This is a genomic window from Streptomyces sp. NPDC110618 (genome assembly GCF_055657065.1).
Genome location: NZ_JBVKBN010000014.1, coordinates 84,283 through 103,973, shown reverse-complemented (window position 1 = coordinate 103,973; position 19,691 = coordinate 84,283). Strand labels below are relative to the sequence as shown.

Annotated in this window: 19 protein-coding genes; all 19 read right to left on the bottom strand. The window is 68.8% G+C overall.

Going from position 1 to position 19,691, the window contains the following annotated elements:
- Nucleotides 1–71: 71 nt before the first annotated feature.
- Nucleotides 72–887, bottom strand: a complete 816-nt coding sequence (locus ACZ7L7_RS23760) for a F0F1 ATP synthase subunit delta (RefSeq protein WP_093720246.1) — start codon at nt 885–887, stop codon at nt 72–74.
- Nucleotides 884–1,435 (bottom strand): F0F1 ATP synthase subunit B, encoded by a 552-nt coding sequence (locus ACZ7L7_RS23755; protein ID WP_285510093.1) that lies wholly within the window; start codon nt 1,433–1,435, stop codon nt 884–886. Before ACZ7L7_RS23755 ends, ACZ7L7_RS23760 begins: the two co-directional genes overlap by 4 nt.
- Before the next feature lie 38 nt (nt 1,436–1,473).
- Nucleotides 1,474–1,710, bottom strand: a complete 237-nt coding sequence (locus ACZ7L7_RS23750; RefSeq protein ID WP_285510094.1) for an ATP synthase subunit c family protein — start codon at nt 1,708–1,710, stop codon at nt 1,474–1,476.
- A gap of 73 nt (nt 1,711–1,783) precedes the next feature.
- Complete coding sequence (atpB, locus tag ACZ7L7_RS23745; protein WP_261720654.1) at nt 1,784–2,554, bottom strand: F0F1 ATP synthase subunit A; 771 nt, start codon at nt 2,552–2,554, stop codon at nt 1,784–1,786.
- Between the two features lie 273 nt (nt 2,555–2,827).
- Complete coding sequence (locus ACZ7L7_RS23740; RefSeq protein WP_285510095.1) at nt 2,828–3,265, bottom strand: hypothetical protein; 438 nt, start codon at nt 3,263–3,265, stop codon at nt 2,828–2,830.
- 496 nt (nt 3,266–3,761) lie between these two features.
- Complete coding sequence (locus tag ACZ7L7_RS23735) at nt 3,762–5,081, bottom strand: MraY family glycosyltransferase (protein WP_453605815.1); 1,320 nt, start codon at nt 5,079–5,081, stop codon at nt 3,762–3,764.
- A 296-nt stretch (nt 5,082–5,377) separates the two neighbouring features.
- Entirely contained in the window at nt 5,378–5,773 is a 396-nt protein-coding gene (locus ACZ7L7_RS23730) for a hypothetical protein (RefSeq protein ID WP_285510097.1), read from the bottom strand.
- An 82-nt stretch (nt 5,774–5,855) separates the two neighbouring features.
- Nucleotides 5,856–6,245 (bottom strand): hypothetical protein, encoded by a 390-nt coding sequence (locus ACZ7L7_RS23725; RefSeq protein ID WP_285510098.1) that lies wholly within the window; start codon nt 6,243–6,245, stop codon nt 5,856–5,858.
- 429 nt (nt 6,246–6,674) lie between these two features.
- Nucleotides 6,675–7,913 carry a serine hydroxymethyltransferase gene (locus ACZ7L7_RS23720; protein WP_285510099.1) on the bottom strand — a complete coding sequence of 413 codons (1,239 nt, stop codon included), beginning with the start codon at nt 7,911–7,913 and terminating at the stop codon, nt 6,675–6,677.
- A gap of 66 nt (nt 7,914–7,979) precedes the next feature.
- Nucleotides 7,980–8,660 (bottom strand): arsenate reductase/protein-tyrosine-phosphatase family protein, encoded by a 681-nt coding sequence (locus ACZ7L7_RS23715; protein WP_093720252.1) that lies wholly within the window; start codon nt 8,658–8,660, stop codon nt 7,980–7,982.
- The gene (locus ACZ7L7_RS23710; protein WP_285510100.1) at nt 8,657–9,304 is read right to left on the bottom strand and encodes an L-threonylcarbamoyladenylate synthase; all 648 of its coding nucleotides are present in this window, start codon (nt 9,302–9,304) and stop codon (nt 8,657–8,659) included. Before ACZ7L7_RS23710 ends, ACZ7L7_RS23715 begins: the two co-directional genes overlap by 4 nt.
- A gap of 49 nt (nt 9,305–9,353) precedes the next feature.
- Nucleotides 9,354–10,193, bottom strand: coding sequence for a peptide chain release factor N(5)-glutamine methyltransferase (gene prmC / locus ACZ7L7_RS23705; protein WP_093720254.1), 840 nt, complete (start codon nt 10,191–10,193; stop codon nt 9,354–9,356).
- A gap of 75 nt (nt 10,194–10,268) precedes the next feature.
- Nucleotides 10,269–11,336, bottom strand: coding sequence for a peptide chain release factor 1 (gene prfA, locus ACZ7L7_RS23700; protein WP_285510101.1), 1,068 nt, complete (start codon nt 11,334–11,336; stop codon nt 10,269–10,271).
- A gap of 109 nt (nt 11,337–11,445) precedes the next feature.
- The gene (gene rpmE, locus ACZ7L7_RS23695; RefSeq protein ID WP_093720256.1) at nt 11,446–11,667 is read right to left on the bottom strand and encodes a 50S ribosomal protein L31; all 222 of its coding nucleotides are present in this window, start codon (nt 11,665–11,667) and stop codon (nt 11,446–11,448) included.
- A gap of 138 nt (nt 11,668–11,805) precedes the next feature.
- Entirely contained in the window at nt 11,806–12,945 is a 1,140-nt protein-coding gene (locus ACZ7L7_RS23690; protein WP_285510102.1) for an LCP family protein, read from the bottom strand.
- Between the two features lie 205 nt (nt 12,946–13,150).
- Entirely contained in the window at nt 13,151–14,914 is a 1,764-nt protein-coding gene (locus tag ACZ7L7_RS23685; protein WP_453605840.1) for a trypsin-like serine protease, read from the bottom strand.
- A gap of 125 nt (nt 14,915–15,039) precedes the next feature.
- Nucleotides 15,040–17,055, bottom strand: a complete 2,016-nt coding sequence (gene rho, locus ACZ7L7_RS23680) for a transcription termination factor Rho (protein WP_285510103.1) — start codon at nt 17,053–17,055, stop codon at nt 15,040–15,042.
- Nucleotides 17,056–17,461: 406 nt separating this feature from the next.
- Nucleotides 17,462–18,379 carry a homoserine kinase gene (gene thrB / locus ACZ7L7_RS23675; protein ID WP_285510104.1) on the bottom strand — a complete coding sequence of 306 codons (918 nt, stop codon included), beginning with the start codon at nt 18,377–18,379 and terminating at the stop codon, nt 17,462–17,464.
- 249 nt (nt 18,380–18,628) lie between these two features.
- Nucleotides 18,629–19,687, bottom strand: coding sequence for a threonine synthase (thrC, locus tag ACZ7L7_RS23670; RefSeq protein ID WP_285510105.1), 1,059 nt, complete (start codon nt 19,685–19,687; stop codon nt 18,629–18,631).
- Between the last annotated feature and the right edge of the window lie 4 nt (nt 19,688–19,691).

Genomic DNA, 19,691 nt, shown 5'->3' with positions numbered 1-19,691 from the left:
GGGGCGACCCCCAGGAATCCTCTGCACGGCCCAACTGGGCCGTAAGTACGTACTGCGTATTGAGTTGCTGGTCAGCCCGCCAGACGGCGGCCGGCGTCCTCGATGCGGTCGGCGATCGAGCCGTTGATGACCTCGTCCCCGACCTGCACCCGGATCCCGCCGAGGACCTCGGGGTCCACGTCCAGGTTGAGGTGCATCTGACGCCCGTAGAGCTTCGCCAGCGCGGCGCCGAGGCGCTGCTTCTGGCCGTCGCTCAGCGGCACCGCCGAGGTGACCACGGCGACCATCCGGTCCCGGCGCTCGGCGGCGAGCTTGGACAGGGACTCCAGTCCCGACTCCAGGCTACGTCCACGCGGCGCGGTAACAAGACGCGTCACCAGACGCTCGGTGGTGGCATCGGCGCGACCGCCCAGCAGGCTGCGCAGCAGCTCGCTCTTGGCGGACTTGCCGGCGGCACGGTCGGTCAGCGCGGCCCGCAGCTCGGTGCTGCCGGAGACGATCCGGCCGAACCGGAACAGCTCGTCCTCGACGCTGTCGAGCTTGCCCGCGCGCTGGGCGGCGGTGAGGTCGGCGGTGTCGGCCAGCTGCTCCAGCGCGTCCACCAGGTCGCGCGGCTGCGACCAGCGGGAGCGCACCATGCCGGCCAGCAGGTCGACGGTCTCACCGCTGACCTGGCCGCCGAGCAGGCGCTGGGCCAGCTCGGCCTTGGCCTCACCGGCCTGCGCCGGGTCGGTGAGGACCCGACGCAGCGACACCTCGCGGTCGAGCAGCGCGGTGACGGCCGCCAGCTCGTCGGCGAGCCGCGCCGCGTCCACGGACGTGGAGTCCGTCAGCGCGTCGAGACGCTCACGTGCGGCTGCCAGGGCCTCGCGGCTCGCTCCGTTCATCGCGTGGCCTCGGCCTTCTCCTCAAGCTCGTCGAGGAAGCGGTCGATGACCCGGCTCTGACGGGCGTGGTCCTCCAGGGACTCACCCACGAGCTTGCCGGCCAGCTCGGTGGCGAGCTTGCCGACGTCCTGCCGCAGCGCGGAGGACGCGGCCTTGCGGTCGGCCTCGATCTGGGCGTGACCGGCGGCGACGATCTCCTCGCGCTGCCGCTGGCCTTCCGCACGCATCTCGGCGATGAGCGCGGCACCCTGCTCCTGCGCCTCCTGGCGCAGACGCGCGGCCTCGTGCCGGGCCTCGGCGAGCTGTGCCTTGTACTGCTCAAGGACGCTCTGGGCCTCGACCTTCATGGCCTCGGCCTCTTCGATACCGCCTTCGATCGCCGCTCGGCGCTCCTCCAGAACCTTGTTGATGTTCGGAAGCAGCTTCTTCCAGAAGAAGAAGAACACGATGGCGAAGGCGATGGTGCCGACGAGCAGCTCAGGGCCCGGCGGGACGAGCGGGCTCTGCTCCTCGCCCTCGGACGCCAGCTGTACCAGGTTGGCGATCACATCAGTGCCTTTCGTCGATGCGTGTCAGTAAGGGGTGATCACTTACCGAACACGAACGGCATAACGATGCCGATGAGGGCGAGCGCCTCACAGAAGGCGAAGCCCAGGATCTGGTTGGCACGGATGAGACCGGCGGCCTCGGGCTGGCGGGCCAGGGCCTGGGTGCCGTTACCGAAGATGATGCCGACGCCGACGCCGGGGCCGATGGCGGCGAGGCCGTAGCCGATGGAGCCGAGCGAACCGGTGACGGCAGCGAGGGTCTCAGTGGCAGCCATGCTGATTCTTCCTTCTCTTTACGGACCGGTGGGGGTTGGTCACCGGACGATCAGGGGGTTATTGGGGCGGGGCTCAGTGGTGCTCGGCGAGAGCGCCCTGAATGTACGAGCAGGCAAGGAGCACGAAGACGTACGCCTGGACCGCCTGCACGAAAAGCTCGAAGAGGATCATGATGATGGTCATCACGAAGGAGACGCCGGCCGCCGGGATCATCCAGCTGTTCAGCAGGTACCAGGAGGCGACGGTGAACATGACCAGCATCAGGTGACCGGCGAACATGTTCGCGAACAGTCGCACCGCGTGCGTGAACGGGCGGACCAGGACGTTGGAGAAGAACTCGATGACGACGACGAGCGGCAGAACGGCGCCGAGCGACTTGTCGTAGCCGGTGAGGTTCTTGAAACCGCCGACGAATCCGTGCTTCTTGAAGGTCAGCGACATCCACACGATGTAGACGACGGCCGCCAGCACGATCGGATAGGCGATGATCGACGACACCGGGAACTGGGCCAGCGGGATCACGGACCAGATGTTCATGATCCAGATGAAGAAGAACAGCGAGACCATCAGAGGGACGTACTTCTCGCCCTCCTTCTTGCCGAGGGTCTCGTAGACGATGCCGCGGCGTACGAAGTCGTAACCGGCCTCGCCGACCATCTGCAGCTTGCCCGGGACGACCTTGGCCTTGCCGAACGCGGCCCAGAAGAAGGTGGTGACGAGCAGGGTGGTGATGAGCGCGAGCAGCATCACCTTGTTGAACTCGAACCCGCCTACCGTGGCAATCGGCTCGAACAGGAACGAGTGCAGGCCCGGAGCCGGAAAACCACACCCGTTGTCGGACATGATCCGACAGCTCCAGTCAAAGGCGAGCTGGGTCTGGTCAGCACTCACCGCGGGCTCCTTCGGCGTGACGCATGGGTACGGCAACCTCGTTGTGTCGGCGCGGCGCGCAGCCGCGGGTCGGCACCGGACTGGTGTTACGGATGTGAGGGCGGCTCTGGGGCATCAAGCCTCGCGATCGAGCAGGCGTCAGCTCGGATGCCCGCGCCCGCGATGCCGCAGTTGGCACCGGACGATAGCAGGAGTTCCCCCCGGCCTTTATCCCGGCCCTACCTCTCACGACGACGGCCCTGTCTTCTCGGTCTTCTCACTCTTCGCGGAGTCCGGGTCGATGTAGAAGATCTTGGCCTTCATATGCGCGCGAGCCTGCGCGGCCATCCACACGACGGTTGCGACGACGAGCGCGACAGCGAACGCCTTCGCATTGAAGAGAGAGGTGTCCTTGAAGAGGGCGACGAAGATCAGGAGAAGCAGAAGCTGGGCGACGTAAAGCATCAGCCCCATGGCCTGAAACAGCTGCGGGAGCGTTTTTGCCGTCCACTGCAGTACGTACAGACCGATTCCCATGAACAGAATCGCGAGCAGTGTGCCGACCGCCGCACCGAGCGCACCCTTGCCGCCGGCGACCGCAGCGCTGACGGCGACGGCAATCGCGCCGGCAGCGGCTGTGGGCACAGCGCACTGCAAGAGGTTCCGGGCGTCATTGGACGGCATGGCGGCAACTCCGCTTTCACAGGGGGCAGGGTGTCGTCATGGACGAGCGTAGTCCCGGGCTGAGAGAGAACCTCACTCCGATGGACCGTCGCACTACGGTCCTTCGGCTCTATCCGGGGTTCTCGTGAACGGTATCACAAACTATTTGATGAGGTCTTTACCTGCGAAGTGTGCTCGGAGTCACACATGAGAGTGATGCCGCGCGTATGTGCAGAATCAGCGCCCCTATGTCTGATATTGCACCGCTTCGTTCCCCCACGATTTGGCAATGCTCTAGTCAGATTCTTACCTTGCCGTCATCAAGATCACCGCCGATGGGGGGCGGGCGAGCTGGACGACAACACGGCTGGGGCGTGTGCGAGTACACCGCGCACGCCCCAGCCGTTCGTCACCCGGAAGCACGTCCCCTGCTTCCCCTTCTTGTCGAAGGTGAAGCAGTCGCCGTACTCCTTCTTGCATTCCTTCCGTCCGGTGAGGGACTTCCCGTCCCGACGAGTCAGGAGCGCGTCGTGTCAACCTTCCGCCGGTTCAACGGCCGCGAACGGGCGCCCAGAGCCGTGGCTCCGTTGACCCCCGACACCCCCGCCGCCACGGGAGTGCGTTCCCCCTCCGATGCCGTCCGCGGTGTCGCCGCCGCCGGTTCCGCCACCGGGCCGCGCCGGCGGTAGCGCGGGGGTACGAAGGACTGGGCCCAGCGCGGGGCGCGGGGGCGGAAGCGGGGCATCAGGAGGAGGATCAGGCCCACGGTGCTGAGGAAGACCACGCCCAGAACGATCCACATGGACGCCGAGTTGACCGAGTAGGCCAGGGCGCCGAAGGCGATCAGGGCGGACCAGAAGTACATGATGAGCACGGCCCGGCTGTGCGAGTGGCCGATCTCCAGCAGGCGGTGGTGGAGATGGCCCCGGTCCGCCGCGAACGGGGACTGGCCCCGCCAGGTGCGCCGGACGATCGCCAGCACCAGGTCGGCCGCCGGGATCGCGATGATGGTCAGCGGCATCAGCAGCGGGATGTACAGGGGCACCATCTGGTGCACCGTGCTCCGCTCGGAGCCACCGAAGAGGTTGTCCGGGTCGACCTGCCCCGTGACCGAGATGGCGCCCGCCGCCAGTACCAGCCCGATGAGCATCGAGCCCGAGTCACCCATGAAGATCCGCGCCGGGTGCATGTTGTGCGGCAGGAACCCCAGGCACATGCCCATCAGGATGGCGGAGAAGAGGGTCGCCGGAGCAGCCGCCTCGATGCCGTACGAGTACCAGATGCGGTAGGCGTACATGAAGAACGCCGCCGCCGCGATGCACACCATGCCGGCCGCGAGGCCGTCGAGGCCGTCCACGAAGTTGACCGCGTTGATGGTGATGACAACCAGGGCGACCGTCAGCAGCGTGCCCTGCCACTGGGTCAGCGCGACCGTGCCGACCTTCGGAATGGGCAGCCACAGGATCGTCAGGCCCTGCATCACCATGACGCCGGCGGCGATCATCTGGCCGCCCAGCTTGAGCAGGGCGTCGATCTCGAACTTGTCGTCCAGGACACCGATCAGCCAGATCAGCGCGGCCCCGGAGAGCAGGGCGCGCGGCTCGTTGGAGTTCTCGAAGACAGCGCTGAGGTTGGTGAGGTGGTCGGCGACGAGCAGACCCGCGCACAGGCCGAAGAACATGGCGATACCGCCGAGGCGCGGAGTGGGCTCCCGGTGCACGTCACGCGCCCGGATCTCCGGCATCGCCCCGGCCACGATCGCGAACTTCCGCACCGGCCCCGTGAGCAGGTACGTCACCGCGGCCGTGATGCAGAGCGTCAGCAGGTATTCACGCACGGGCTTCCCCACAGATGTCACCGGACTGTCTGCAGCACACCTTAGCCCCCGCAGCTATTGGCCCGCCCAGCACGGAGTGAGCACGGCCGGCGGCCAGAAACCCTGCGCCGGGAACCCGGTCAGGCAACCGACGTATCGGCTCATTCCACCGACCGATGGTGCTGCACGCTCACGAACGGATGACGCGCCCCGGCAGACACTGACGGCACACCGAAGCTCCGGTTCGGCAGGGCGACCTGAGAGGTCACCCGCTCCCACCGGAGCTTCGTATGTGAAGAGGGCCGTGCCTTTGCGGCCTACTCGTGGAACCACCCTGACTTCACGGAGGGCACGCCGGAGGCGTGGCTCTCAAGGAGCATGTAAATCTGCCATCTGCCGACGTTGTAGTCGCTGATCTTGCCGCAGCCGGCGTCTCCACCATCGCTGACGGACCGGACCAGCCTGACATTCAGCGTGACGGGGTTCCTCTCGTACACATAGCCAGTGACACCCGCGCCGTCGGCTTTGGTGTCGCAGACCTCAAAAACGTCACCGTCGTCGTGGAAGGCCATGTCACCTCGGCCGCCGGAAAGGGAAATCACCTTGTTTTCCCACTGCACTCCCGCATCCGCGGCCCAGGCCGGCGTGGATCCAGCGTAGACCAGGGCGAGGGATGCGCCGGCAACTGCAATCCGGGTGAACGTCTTTGCCATATCCGTTTCCTTTTTCGTTTCAGTGGCGAAAATGCGCTTCAGCTGGACAGATCTGAGTCAGCGCCAGCGGATAGGCTTCCGATCACGCTTTGCCCGCCTCGGTGTCGCAGGCCCACTTCTTCTTGGATCCCGACTCGTAAAGGCACGCCGTAACCTGGACCCCGGACCCCTCCGGTACGTTGACCGTCAAGATGTTCCCGGGCTTGTTGTCGCAGAAATCCGAGGATCCATCGGAGTCTACGATTTCCCTGCCCCGAGGACCGTTGTCGTTCCACGTCACGATGGCGATGACGCTGTGGCCGTCCTTCTCCGTGTCGCAGGCCTGAAGTCTTTCCGGGCTCGCCTTGCCGAAGAAGATCGCCTTCCCTCCCATGATGCTGCCCCCGTCGGCCGTATAGACAACGGTCGTGTTTCCGGCGGCTTGCGCACTACCGGAGGCGAGTATCATCGCGGTGGGCATGGCAACTGCCACAGTCACAAGGTGGCGCAGGCGTGGCTTGCGAAGCATTTTTCCCCCTTGGGTTTCACGGAACACCAAACCGTTGGATCTCGCTGCACGCAGGAACCCCACATTTATGGCGCACGAATCCTGTCGTCGCACAGACACGCAATGGGTTGGTCAATTCCCAGCGGTGACCCGAACCGTATACCGGGAGTTCGTGCGCGACCAGTGATTTCGGTACTTCGCCGGCCGGGCCTCTCCTGCCGCCTGCGACTCTCTGATGTGTTCGCGGTTATCCAAGAAGGGGATCAAGGGGGCAAGGTGGGCGATGGAATGAGTGATTCCGCTCACACTGCGTACAAAATGTGAAGCGCGTCACTGTCCTTCGGCGACGAGGGCTCGTAAAGAGGGACTGTTTTCCACCGCAAGCACGCCACCGACGATCCATGACCGTCCTGGTCAACCCGGATACGGCGGAAATCCCCCGGCCAGCTCCCGCACTTCTTCACGCACCGCACCCGCCTCGGCCTCGCCCCGCAGCACCCGTGCGATCAGGCCGGCGACCTGCCGCATCTCCCCCTCCTCCATGCCCTGCGTGGTCAGCGCGGCCGTGCCCAGGCGCAGCCCGCGGGCGTCGCCGTGCGGCAGGGCGCAGCAGTCCAGGACGATCCCGGCGGCGGCGAGCAGTCCGCGGCCGGTGCGGCCGTCGACGCCGAGGGGCGCCGGGTCGGCGGTGATCAGGTGGGTGTCGGTGCCGCCCGTGGTGACGACCAGCCCCTCCTCGGCGAGGCAGGCGGCGAGCACGCGGGCGTTCGCGACCACCTGATGGGCGTACGCGGTGAACGCCGGTGTTGCCGCCTCGCCGAACGCGACGGCCTTGGCGGCGATGGTGTGCATCTGCGCGCCGCCCTGGGTGAAGGGGAAGACGGCCCGGTCCACCCGCTCGGCCAGCTCCGCGCCGCACAGGATCATTCCGCCGCGCGGTCCGCGCAGCACCTTGTGGGTGGTGGCGCACACGATGTCCGCGTACGGCACCGGGCTGGGCGCCGCTCCCCCGGCGACCAGGCCGATGGGGTGCGCGGCGTCGGCGATGAGGTAGGCGCCCACCTCGTCGGCGACCTCGCGGAAGAAGGCGTAGTCGAGGTGGCGGGGGTAGGCGATGGACCCGCACACGATCGCCTTGGGCCGGTGGGTGCGGGCCAGGGTGCGGACCTGGTCGTGGTCGAGGAGCCCGGTCTCGGCGTCGACGCCGTAGGGGACGAAGTCGAACCAGCGGCCGGAGAAGTTGGCGGGCGAACCGTGGGTGAGATGGCCGCCGTAGGGCAGGCCGAGGGCGAGGACGGTGTCGCCGGGGCGGAGCAGGGCCGCGTAGGCCGCCAGCACCGCCGACGAGCCGGAGTGGGCCTGCACATTGGCGTGCTCGGCGCCGAACAGTGCCATGGCGCGCTCCACGGCGATCCGCTCGGCGACGTCGACGATCTCGCAGCCGCCGTGGTGCCGGGCGCCGGGGTAGCCCTCGGCGTACTTGTTGGCGAGGGAGGAGCCGAGCGCGGCCAGCACGGCCGGGGAGACGAAGTTCTCGGCGGCGATCAGCTGCAGCGTGCTCGCCTGCCGCTCCCGTTCCCCGAGCAGGATCTCCGCCAGCTCGGGGTCCTGCCGACGCAGGACATCGGCCTCAAGAACAGGGGTGACCGACATGGTGGGCTCCGGGCGTCGACGGTGACGTAGCACCCAATGTAGGCCCGGCGGCCCTGCCCCGCTCGGCTATGCGCGCGCCGGTACTCCGGTCAGGGCGGTGACCACCGGGTCCAGGGCCTGGTGTATCTCGTCGCCGATGGAGCGGAAGAAGGTGAGCGGGGCGCCGTAGGGGTCGTAGACCTCGTCCGCGTCCGCCGTGGGGGCCAGCAGCCAGCCGCGCAGGGCCGCGGCGGCGCGCACCAGGGCACGGGCGCGCTCGACGATGCCGTCCTCCAGCGGGGGCAGCGTCGCCGGGTCGATGGCCCGCACCAGGCGGGTGAACTCCTTCAGGGTGAAGGTGCGCAGGCCCGCCGAGTGGCCCATCGAGATGACCTGGGCGCGGTGGTCCCGGGTCGCGGTCAGCACCAGGTCGGCGCGGATCACGTGCTCGTCCAGCAGTTCGCGGCCCACGAACCCGGAGGTGTCCGCGCCGAACTCGGCCAGCACCGTCTCCGCGTGGGACTCCATGGGCGCGCCCTCGTGGCCCCAGGTGCCCGCGCTCTCCACGACCAGCGCACCGCCGAGGATGCCGAGCCGCTGCGCGACGAAGTGCCGGGTCAGCCGCTCGGTGATCGGCGAGCGGCACACATTGCCGGTGCTGACGTGGAGGATCCGGAAGGTGTCGCGCGGGAGCCCTACGAAGGTGGTCGTGATCTCCGCGGCTCGTTCCCCGTTGCCTATGCCACGCCCCGCGTCAGGGGCTGTCAATTCGCCACCTCAAGGTCGGGTACGACCTTGCGGAGCTCCTCCGCCGAGATCGCGCCCTCCCGCAGCAGCACCGGGATCTCACGCGTGACGTCGACGATCGACGACGGCACGTTGCCCGGGGTCGGGCCGCCGTCCAGGTACACGGAGACGGAGTCGCCGAGCATCGCCTGGGCCGCGTCGCAGTCCTCCGGCGCCGGGTGGCCGGTCAGGTTCGCCGAGGAGACCGCCATCGGGCCGAAGTCGGTGAGCAGTTCGATGGCCACCGGGTGCAGCGGCATCCGCACGGCGACGGTGCCGCGGGTGTCGCCGAGGTCCCACTGGAGGGACGGCTGGTGCCGGGCGACCAGGGTCAGCGCGCCCGGCCAGAAGGCGTCGACGAGTTCCCAGGCCAGCTCGGAGAAGTCGGTGACCAGACCGTGCAGGGTGTTCGGGGAGCCGATGAGCACGGGCGTGGGCATGGAGCGGCCGCGGCCCTTGGCCTCCAGCAGGTCGCCCACGGCCTCCTTGGAGAAGGCGTCGGCGCCGATGCCGTACACGGTGTCCGTCGGAAGCACCACGAGCTCGCCCCGGCGGACGGCGGACGCGGCCTCGCGCAGACCGGTCGCGCGGTCGGTCGCGTCGTTGGTGTCGTATCGCCGAGCCATGTCTAGCGGGCCTCCTCGTACACGTGCATCGGAAAGGTCTGGGGGGTGCTCACGGCAGGGCCTTGCGGGCCGTGGCGAACCGGGGGCGGTTGTTGAGGTCCGGGTGGTCGGCCGCGTCGGCCCAGCCCCGCTCCTCGGTGAAGATCCACGGCACCTGGCCGCCCTGGGTGTCCGCGTGCTCGACGACCACGACCCCGCCGGGGCGCAGCAGCCGGTGCGCGGTGCGCTCCAGGCCGCGGATGAGATCGAGACCGTCCTCGCCGGAGAACAGGGCGAGTTCGGGATCGTAGTCGCGGGCCTCGGGCGCCACGTACTCCCACTCGGTGAGCGGGATGTAGGGCGGGTTGGAGATGACCAGGTCGACCTGGCCGTCGAGGTCCGGGAAGGCGGTCAGGGCGTCACCCTGGCGGAGGTCGACCCTGGACCCCTCCATGTTCTTGCGGGTCCAGCGCAGCGCGTCCTCACTCAGCTCCACGGCGTGCACGCGGGAGCGCGGCACCTCCTGGGCGAGGGCGAGCGCGATGGCTCCGGAGCCGGTGCACAGGTCGACGATGAGCGGCTCGACGACGTCCATCGCGCGCACGGCGTCTATGGCCCAGCCGACGACCGACTCGGTCTCCGGGCGGGGCACGAAGACGCCGGGGCCGACCTGGAGCTCCAGGTACCGGAAGAAGGCGCGGCCGGTGATGTGCTGCAGCGGCTCGCGCTGCTCGCGCCGGGCGACGACCTCCCAGTACCGGGCGTCGAAGTCGGAGTCCTTCACGGTGTGCAGCTGGCCCCGCTTCACGCCGTGCACGAACGCGGCGAGTTCCTCCGCGTCGTTGCGCGGCGAGGGCACGCCGGCGTCGGCCAGCCGCTGGGTGGCCTGTGCCACCTCCGCGAGCAGCACGCTGCGGGGGTTTGGGGGCCGCCCCCCAAAATCTTGCTGCACGCTCGTCCTCCGGTTACTTCCGTCTCCGTGCCTTTACGCGGCCGCGAGCTTGGCGGCCGAGTCCGCGTCGACGCAGGCCTGGATCACCGCGTCGAGGTCGCCGTCCAGGACCTGGTCCAGGTTGTACGCCTTGAATCCGACGCGGTGGTCCGAGATGCGATTCTCCGGGAAGTTGTACGTACGGATCTTCTCGGAGCGGTCGACGGTACGGACCTGGCTGCGGCGGGCGTCGGCGGCTTCCCGCTCCGCCTCCTCCTGCGCCATGGCGAGCAGCCTGGAGCGCAGGATACGCAGTGCCTGCTCCTTGTTCTGCAGCTGGCTCTTCTCGTTCTGGCAGGAGGCGACCACTCCGGTGGGGATGTGCGTGATGCGCACGGCGGAGTCCGTGGTGTTGACGGACTGCCCGCCGGGGCCGGAGGAGCGGTAGACGTCGATCCGGAGGTCGTTGGGGTTGATCTCCACGTCGACCTCCTCGGCCTCCGGGGTGACCAGCACACCGGCGGCGGAGGTGTGGATACGGCCCTGGGACTCGGTGGCCGGGACGCGCTGCACGCGGTGCACGCCGCCCTCGTACTTCAGCCGGGCCCACACGCCCTGTCCGGGCTCGGTGGCGCCGCGGGACTTCACGGCGACCTGGACGTCCTTGTAGCCGCCCAGCTCGGACTCGGTGGCGTCGATGATCTCGGTCTTCCAGCCGACGCGCTCGGCGTAGCGCAGGTACATGCGCAGCAGGTCGCCCGCGAAGAGCGCGGACTCGTCGCCGCCGGCGCCCGCCTTGATCTCCAGGATGACGTCCTTGTCGTCGCTGGGGTCGCGCGGGACGAGCAGCAGGCGCAGCTTCTCGGTCAGCTCCTCGCGCTGCTTGTCCAGCTCCTTGACCTCGGCGGCGAAGTCCGGGTCGTCGGCGGCCAGTTCACGCGCGGTCTCGATGTCGTCGCCCGTCTGCTTCCAGGAACGGTAGGTGGCGACGATCGGGGTGAGCTCGGCATAGCGCTTGTTGAGCTTGCGCGCGTTCGCCTGGTCGGCGAAGACCGACGGGTCGGCGAGCCGCTTCTCCAGATCGGCGTGCTCGGCGACGAGTTCCTCGACGGCCTCGAACATCTTGGGGCTCCTGAATGCGTACGGAAAGGGAAGTGGCGGGCGACCAAAAACGCCGGTCCCGGACACACCCGGGCGGGGGTGCGGCCGTGGACCGGCGAAATGGGGCTCGCTACTTCTTGGAGCCGGCAGCCTTGCCGAAGCGGGCCTCGAAGCGGGCCACACGGCCACCGGTGTCGAGGATCTTCTGCTTGCCCGTGTAGAACGGGTGGCACTCGGAGCAGACCTCGGCGCGGATGGTGCCGCTGGAGATCGTGCTACGGGTGGTGAACGACGCGCCACAGGTGCAGCTGACCTGCGTCTCGACGTACTCGGGGTGGATGTCGCGCTTCAAGGTGTCTCCTAGTTTCGGGAGGGCACCGGGTCGCCGACGCGGGATGCGGGGGCGTGAACCGGGGCCGACGTACCAGTCTGCCAGGACTGGGGCCATCCCCCAAAACGGGGGGTGGGGGCGAGGTATTCCCCCGGGTGGTCAGTCGCCGCTGACGACGTCCTTGGCCTGGCCGGTGGCGGTTCCCTCGGTGGCCTTCTTCGGGATCGGCCGGTCCTCCTTGAGGGCCTTCCAGACCAGGTCCGCCTTCTTCTCCTCGATCAGCACCCGGTTGAGGTCCGCCGGGTCGTACTGCACCGGCATCGTGATCATGGTCATGTTGTCGGGGCTGATCCCCCGCAGACCGTTGGCGAACGACATCAGCTTGTTGACGGAGCCGAGGTCGGAGTCGGTGGTGACCGTCTTGGTGGCGGTGTCGGCGAGGTCGTAGAGCTTCTTCGGGTTGGTGAACAGGCCGACATCCTTCACCTGGGCGATCAGCGCCTTGATGAAGGCCTGTTGGAGCTGGATGCGGCCGAGGTCGGAGCCGTCGCCGACACCGTGCCGGGTGCGGACCAGGCCGAGCGCCTGCTCGCCGTCGAGCTTGTGGGTGCCGGCCTTGAGGTTCAGATGGCTGTCGGGGTCGTTGATGTCCTCGGTGGTGGTGATCTCGACGCCGCCGAGGTCGTCGACCAGCTTCTGGAAGCCCTGGAAGTCGACCTCCAGGTAGTGGTCCATGCGCAGATCGGTGATCGACTCGACGGTCTTCACCGCGCAGGCCGCCCCGCCGGTGGAGTAGGCGGAGTTGAACATCACGCCGCTCGCGGCGGCGTGCGTGTTGCCGTCGGTGTCGGTGCACTCGGGGCGGTCGATCAGGGTGTCGCGCGGGATGGAGACCACGCTGGCCTTCTTGTGGCCCTTGTAGACGTGCACGATCATCGCGGTGTCGGAGCGGGCGCTGCCGTCGTCGGTGCCGCCGCCGAGCTTCTTGTTGCTGCCGGAGCGGGTGTCGGAGCCGAGAACGAGGATGTTCTCCGAGCCGTTGTCGACCTTCGTCGGGCGGTCGGTGCCGAGGGCCTGGTCGATGTCGACGCTGTCGATGTTGCCGTTGAGCTTGAAGTACAGGAAACCCGCGCCGGTACCGGCGAGGACCACGATGCCCGCGGCGGTCCACGCCGCGATCCGCAGGCCCTTGCCGTGCTTCTCACGGGGCTTGCGGCGGTGGCCCTTGGCGCGGCGGCGCGGGCTGTTGGTGCCGGTGCCCTCGGGTATGCCGGACTCCGGCGTGCTGTCGGCGGACATGCGCTCCTCGGTTCTCGTCCGGTCGGATACCCCCTGCTTTCAGGGTCAGGCGCGGTGGAAAAATCCCTTACGCACCATCGTCACTCCGCCTGGTCAGACGGCGAAACTCGGCAAAGGGTTGCACAGCGCGCTGTGACCACCCTGTGAATGAGTGGCCACAGCGCGTACCGGAATCGTCCGCTCGGACGCCGGATCACCAGCGATTTCAGGCGAAGATGTCGTACTGCTTGAAATCGGTGCCGACCGAGATCCTTGTGGCAAAGATCTCGCTGGTGGCCTTGCCGGTGCCCTTGTACAGGTAGAGCGTGCCGCCGGGGGTGCGGGCCAGCAGGTCGGCCTTGCCGTCACCGGTGACGTCGCCGACGGTGGCGAGCTTGTTGTACGACGACGAGCTCCAGGTGCGCACCTTCACGCGGGCGGAGAACGGCGCGGAGGCCTTGCCGGTGCCCTTGTAGAGGTAGACGTAGCCGTTGCTGCCCGTGCGGGCGATCAGGTCGGCCTTGCCGTCACCGTTGAAGTCCCCGTGCCCGACAACGGCGTTGTACTGGTTCCAGCCCGAGCCGGTGCCGATCTGGACCCGGGAGGAGAAGGTGCCGTTGCCCTTGCCCGGGTACAGCCAGGCCTTGCCCGCTGAGTCCACGGACACCAGGTCGGGCAGGTAGTCGCCGGTGAGGTCACCGGGGGCGACGATGCGGGTGCGGGTCTTCCAGTTGTCGGCGACCTTCGTGGTGGCCCAGGAGCCGCTGGCGGGCACCCAGTGCTTCCAGAAGACGTCGCCGTCGGAGCTGCGCCGGACGATCAGGTCCTGGAAGCCGTCACGGTTGAGGTCGCTCTGCAGGATGAGGTTGTGGGGCCAGTAGCCCCAGGACTGCCGGGCGCCGAAGGAGGTGCCCTTGGAGTCCTTCTCGTAGCCGGTCTTGGTGGAGGCGTTGCGCACCCACAGGTCGGCCTTGTCGTCGAAGCTCAGGTTGGTGTCGTCGATGCGCGGGTAGGTCGCGCCGACGTACGTCCTGACCTTCGTGAAGACGCTGTAGGCGCCCTTGGCGACACAGTTCGTGACGCCCCAGGAGACCACGCCCACGATGCGGTTGTTGACGACCAGCGGGCCGCCGGAGTCGCCGTTGCAGGCGGAGGTGGTGCCGCTGTCGCTGCCGGTGGCGGGCTTGCCCGCGCAGACCATGTGCCCCTTGACGAAGTCGGCGCCGTAGAAGCCCGTGCACGTGGTGTCGGACTGGATCGGCAGGGTCGCCGTCTTCAGCGTCGGGGAGATCTCCTCGTTGGCGGAGGTGGTGCGGCCCCAGCCGTAGACCTTGGCGCTGGTGCCGGCCGCGTAGGCGGCGGTCTCGGTGGACGTCGTCATCCGGATCGGGGTCGCCTTGACCGGGTTGTTCAGGGTGATGACCGCGATGTCGTTGTCGATCGTCCGCGCGCTGTAGGACGGGTGGCTCCACTGGCGCAGGACGCCGGTGGCGGTGCCGCCGTTGAGGTCGTCGTCGGGCAGCTGGGTGGCCCCGGTGACGACCGCGCCGTTCGCGGCCCAGTTGTAGCCCTTGACGCAGTGCGCGGCGGTGAGGATCTTCGTCGGGGCGACGACCGCGCCGCCGCAGAAGAAGTAGACGCCGTTCGTCTCGTCCTGGTACCAGAGCTGCGCCATCCAGGGCGCGTTGGCGATGGTCGTGGCGGTGCCGCCGATGATCTTGGCGTCGACCTTGGAGGAGCTGCTCAGCGACGACTTGTCGGACGACGCGGCGGCGAGCGTGTCCTCATGGGCGGCGGCGCCCAGGACGCGCTTCTCCAGCTCCGCGAGCGAGGGCGCGCCCGCGCGCTCCATCGACGGCGGGTTCGGCTGCGCCGAGGCGGCGCCGGCCGACGAGGTCAGCACCGCGGCGGCGACAGCGGCCGCGACGCCCGCTGCGGCGACGGGCAGGGCGATCCGTATCCGACGTCTGTGGCGCCCGCCCCCGGACATGGCAGTACCCACGAATGTCCCCCCTCGGGATCACGAGTTCGAAGAGCCGTGATCGTACCCCGTGGGTCCGACAACGACGGAGGGCCGCCCTTGGAACAAGGGCGGCCCTGCGTCCACGACTTCGCTCAGTCGCCGTTTCCGGGCGTCGGCGTCGTCTTCTGGATCTGCATCAGGAACTCGACGTTCGACTTCGTCTGCTTCATCTTGTCGAGCAGCAGCTCGATCGCCTGCTGCTGGTCGAGCGCGTGCAGCACCCGGCGCAGCTTCCAGACGACGGCCAGCTCCTCGTTGCCGAGCAGGATCTCTTCCTTGCGGGTGCCGGACGCGTCCACGTCCACCGCCGGGAAGATGCGCTTGTCGGCGAGCTTCCGGTCGAGCTTGAGCTCCATGTTGCCGGTGCCCTTGAACTCCTCGAAGATCACCTCGTCCATGCGGGACCCGGTGTCCACCAGGGCGGTGGCGAGGATGGTCAGCGAACCGCCGTCCTCGATGTTGCGGGCCGCACCGAAGAAGCGCTTCGGCGGGTACAGGGCGGTCGAGTCGACACCACCGGACAGGATGCGGCCGGAGGCCGGGGCGGCGAGGTTGTACGCACGGCCCAGACGCGTGATCGAGTCGAGCAGCACGACCACGTCGTGGCCCAGCTCCACCAGACGCTTGGCGCGCTCGATGGCGAGCTCGGCGACCGTGGTGTGGTCCTCGGCCGGGCGGTCGAAGGTCGAGGAGATGACCTCGCCCTTGACCGACCGCTGCATGTCGGTGACCTCTTCCGGACGCTCGTCGACCAGGACGACCATCAGGTGGCACTCGGGGTTGTTGTGCGTGATCGCGTTGGCGATCGCCTGCATGATCATGGTCTTGCCGGTCTTCGGCGGGGCCACGATCAGACCGCGCTGGCCCTTACCGATCGGCGAGACCAGGTCGATGATGCGGGTGGTGAGCACGCCCGGGTCCGTCTCCAGACGGAGGCGGTCCTGCGGGTAGAGCGGGGTGAGCTTGTTGAACTCCGGGCGGCCGCGGCCGTGTTCGGGCGCCATGCCGTTGACGGAGTCCAGGCGCACCAGCGCGTTGAACTTCTCGCGCCGCTCGCCTTCCTTGGGCTGACGGACCGCGCCGGTGATGTGGTCGCCCTTGCGCAGGCCGTTCTTGCGGACCTGGGCGAGGGAGACGTACACGTCGTTCGGGCCCGGCAGGTAGCCGGAGGTCCGGATGAAGGCGTAGTTGTCGAGGATGTCCAGGATGCCCGCGACCGGGATCAGGACGTCGTCCTCGGCGATCTGCGGCTCCTGCACGTCGTCGCGGCCACGACGGCCCCGGCGGTCGCGGTAGCGGCCGCGACGGCCACGGCGGCCGCCCTCGAAGTCGTCGTCGTCCTGCTGCTGACCGCGGTCCTGACGGCTGCCGCCGCCCTGCTGCTGGTTCTGCTGCTGGCCGCGCTGGCCGCCCTGCTGGTCGTCGCCCTTGCGACGGTCGCCGCGGTCACCACGGTCACCGCGGTCACGGTCCCGGCCGCGCTCACGGCGGTCACGGCGGCGGCCCTCGCCGTCACCGGCGTCGCCCTTGGCCTCGCCCTGCTGCTGCACGGGCGCCTCGGTCTTCGTCTCGGTCTTGGCCTCGGCCACGATCGTGTCGGCCGCGGCGGCCGCGGGCGCGCCCGCCTCGGCGGTGGCACGGCGGCGACGGCGCTCGGCCGGGGCCTCGTCCGCGGCGCGCTCGGTCTCGCTCGCACGGGCGGCCGGCTGGCCGGGGATCTCGATCTGCTGCTGCGCCACGGCCTTCTCGGCGGGCGCCTCGGCCTTCTCCGCCTTCTTGGCGGGCGCGTCCTCGCCGGTGCGGGCCTTGGAGGTGGCCCGGCGCTTCGGCTTGGTCTCGGCGGCGGCCTCCGCCTTGGGAGCCGCGGCACCTCCCGCCGCCTGCGCCTCCTTGATGACCTCGATCAGCTGGCTCTTGCGCATGCGCGCCGTGCCCCTGATGCCGAGGCCGGATGCGACCTGCTGAAGCTCGGCCAGCACCATGCCCTCAAGGCCGGTACCGCGGCGCCGCCGGGAGCCGGCACCGGCGGCAGGCGCGGAGGCGTCCGTGGCGGGCGCGGCAGCGGTCTCCTCGACACGTGCGCCCATCAGATCGGTGGTGTCGCTCACGAAGGGTCCTTCCCTGGAGCGGACGTCGGCCTGTCTGGCTCGGCGACCGGTTGTGCTGTCCGGCTGTGGTCCTTGTCGTGGACCGGCCGGGGCGGTGGTCCGCCCTGTGCGGCGGAAGAAATATCGATGATTGGCGCTTGCCCAAGCCGTGACACCGAGTGTCAATGTCAGGTGGCCTGGTCGCACCGGTTCCGGAGCGTGCCCGGCAAGTCGCTCAATGCTCGTGTACGAGGTACTGCCCGCATACGACGTACGGAACACAGTGCGGCTTGGGAGGCTCCCGGAAGAATGTCTGTCCCGGACGGGGACACAAAGCACCTCGCCATGGTGGGGTCGGGTGCAGACTTGAGGTTAACACTACCGGATCCAACAAACATTCCCCCTCTCTCAATCCGGCAACCGTGTGTCAGGGAGCAAGCGGCAGCACGCTCGCTCCCCGGGCGTCGAGCTGGAGCCGGTTCGCGGCCCAGCCCTCACCTGCCGAATCGGCCACCTTGTCGGCGCTGTCCTCGTCGGCCAGCGCCAGCACGGTGGGTCCTGCTCCGGAGATCACCGCGGGAATCCCGTCGGCACGCAGTCGCTCCACCAGTGCGGCGCTCTCCGGCATGGCCGGGGCGCGGTACTCCTGGTGAAGACGGTCCTCGGTGGCGGGCAGCAGCAGCTCGGGGCGCCTGGTCAGGGCCTCGACGAGCAGGGCGGCACGGCCCGCGTTGGCGGCGGCGTCGACATGCGGCACGGTGCGCGGGAGAAGGCCGCGCGCGGTCTCGGTGAGGACCGGCTTCCCGGGCACGAAAACCACCGGAACGATGGAATCGGCGGGATCCATCCTGATCGCGCGGGCGGCGCCGGCCTCCATCCAGGAGAGCGTGAAACCGCCGAGCAGACAGGCCGCGACATTGTCGGGGTGGCCCTCGATCTCGGTGGCCAGCTCCAGCAGCGCGGCGTCGTCGAGGCGGGATTCACCGCCTATGGTCACCGCCCGCGCCGCGACGATTCCGGCGCAGATGGCGGCGGAGGAGGAGCCCAGGCCACGGCCGTGCGGGATGCGGTTGGCGCAGACGATCTCCAGGCCGCGCGGCTGTCCGCCGAGCAGGTCGAAGGCGGTGCGCAGAGAGCGGACGAGCAGGTGGCTCTCGTCACGCGGCAGCGTCTCGCTGCCCTCACCCGCGATGTCGATGTGCAGCCCGGAGTCGGCCACCCGGACGACCACGTCGTCGTACAGCCCCAGCGACAGGCCGAGGGCGTCGAAGCCCGGGCCGAGGTTGGCGCTGGTGGCGGGGACGCGCACCCGGACGGCGGCGGCGCGGAACGCTGGACCGGCCATCGCTCGATGACTCTCCTTGAGCTGCGTGATTGTCGAAGACATTCGATACGTACGGGATGACCCTCGGGCCGTGGAGACGGCGCGGCGGCCCACCGAATGCTCGGGCATATGCGGCGGGCGGGTTCAGTACAGCCTATCGAAGGAAGGTTCTGTGGCGACATAGGGCGCACAGGAGGCGCACGATGCGTGTCGTAAGCCCCCTGTGCACCCTCGTGCCGTTTGAAGCGGTCGGAGTGCTCTTCCGGGCGCTCAGACCAGGCCGAGGCGCTCGGCCGCGGTGGCCGCGTCGACGGGCACGGTGACGGGCTGCGGGGCGCCCGCGACGGCCCAGTCGGGGTCCTTCAGACCGTTGCCGGTGACGGTGCACACGATCGTCTGGCCCGGGTCGACCTTGCCCTGCTCGGCGGCCTTGAGCAGACCGGCCACGGAGGCGGCGGAGGCGGGCTCCACGAAGACACCCTCCTGGGAGGCCAACAGCCGGTAGGCGCGCAGGATCTCACGGTCCGTCACCTCCTCGATGAGGCCGCCGGACTCGTCCCGGGCCGCGAGCGCGTACTGCCAGGAGGCGGGGTTGCCGATCCGGATCGCGGTGGCGATCGTCGACGGGTCCTTGACGACCTCACCGCGCACGATGGGCGCGGAGCCGGAGGCCTGGAACCCCCACATGCGCGGGGTCCGCTTTGAGACACCGTCGGCGGCGTACTCCTTGTAACCCTTCCAGTACGCGGTGATGTTGCCCGCGTTGCCGACCGGCAGGACGTGGATGTCGGGGGCGTCGCCGAGCATGTCCACGATCTCGAACGAGGCGGTCTTCTGACCCTCGATACGCACCGGATTGACCGAATTGACCAGCGCCACGGGGTAGTTGTCGCTCAGTTCACGGGCGAGCGTGAGGCAGTCGTCGAAGTTTCCGTCGACCTGGAGGATCTTCGCACCGTGCACCAGCGCCTGGCCCATCTTGCCGAGCGCGATCTTCCCCTGCGGGACAAGAACGGCCGAAACCATTCCCGCGCGTACGGCGTAAGCGGCGGCGGAGGCCGAGGTGTTGCCGGTGGAGGCGCAGATGACCGCCTTGGCGCCCTCCTCCTTGGCCCTGGTGATGGCCATGGTCATGCCGCGGTCCTTGAAGGAGCCGGTGGGGTTGGCACCCTCCACCTTCAGATGGACCTCGCAACCGGTGCGCTCGGAGAGCACCTGCGCGGGCACGAGCGGCGTGCCGCCCTCGCGGAGCGTCACGACCTGCGTGGTGTCGGATACCGGCAGCCGGTCCCGGTACTCCTCGATGATTCCGCGCCACTGGTGGGTCATTGCT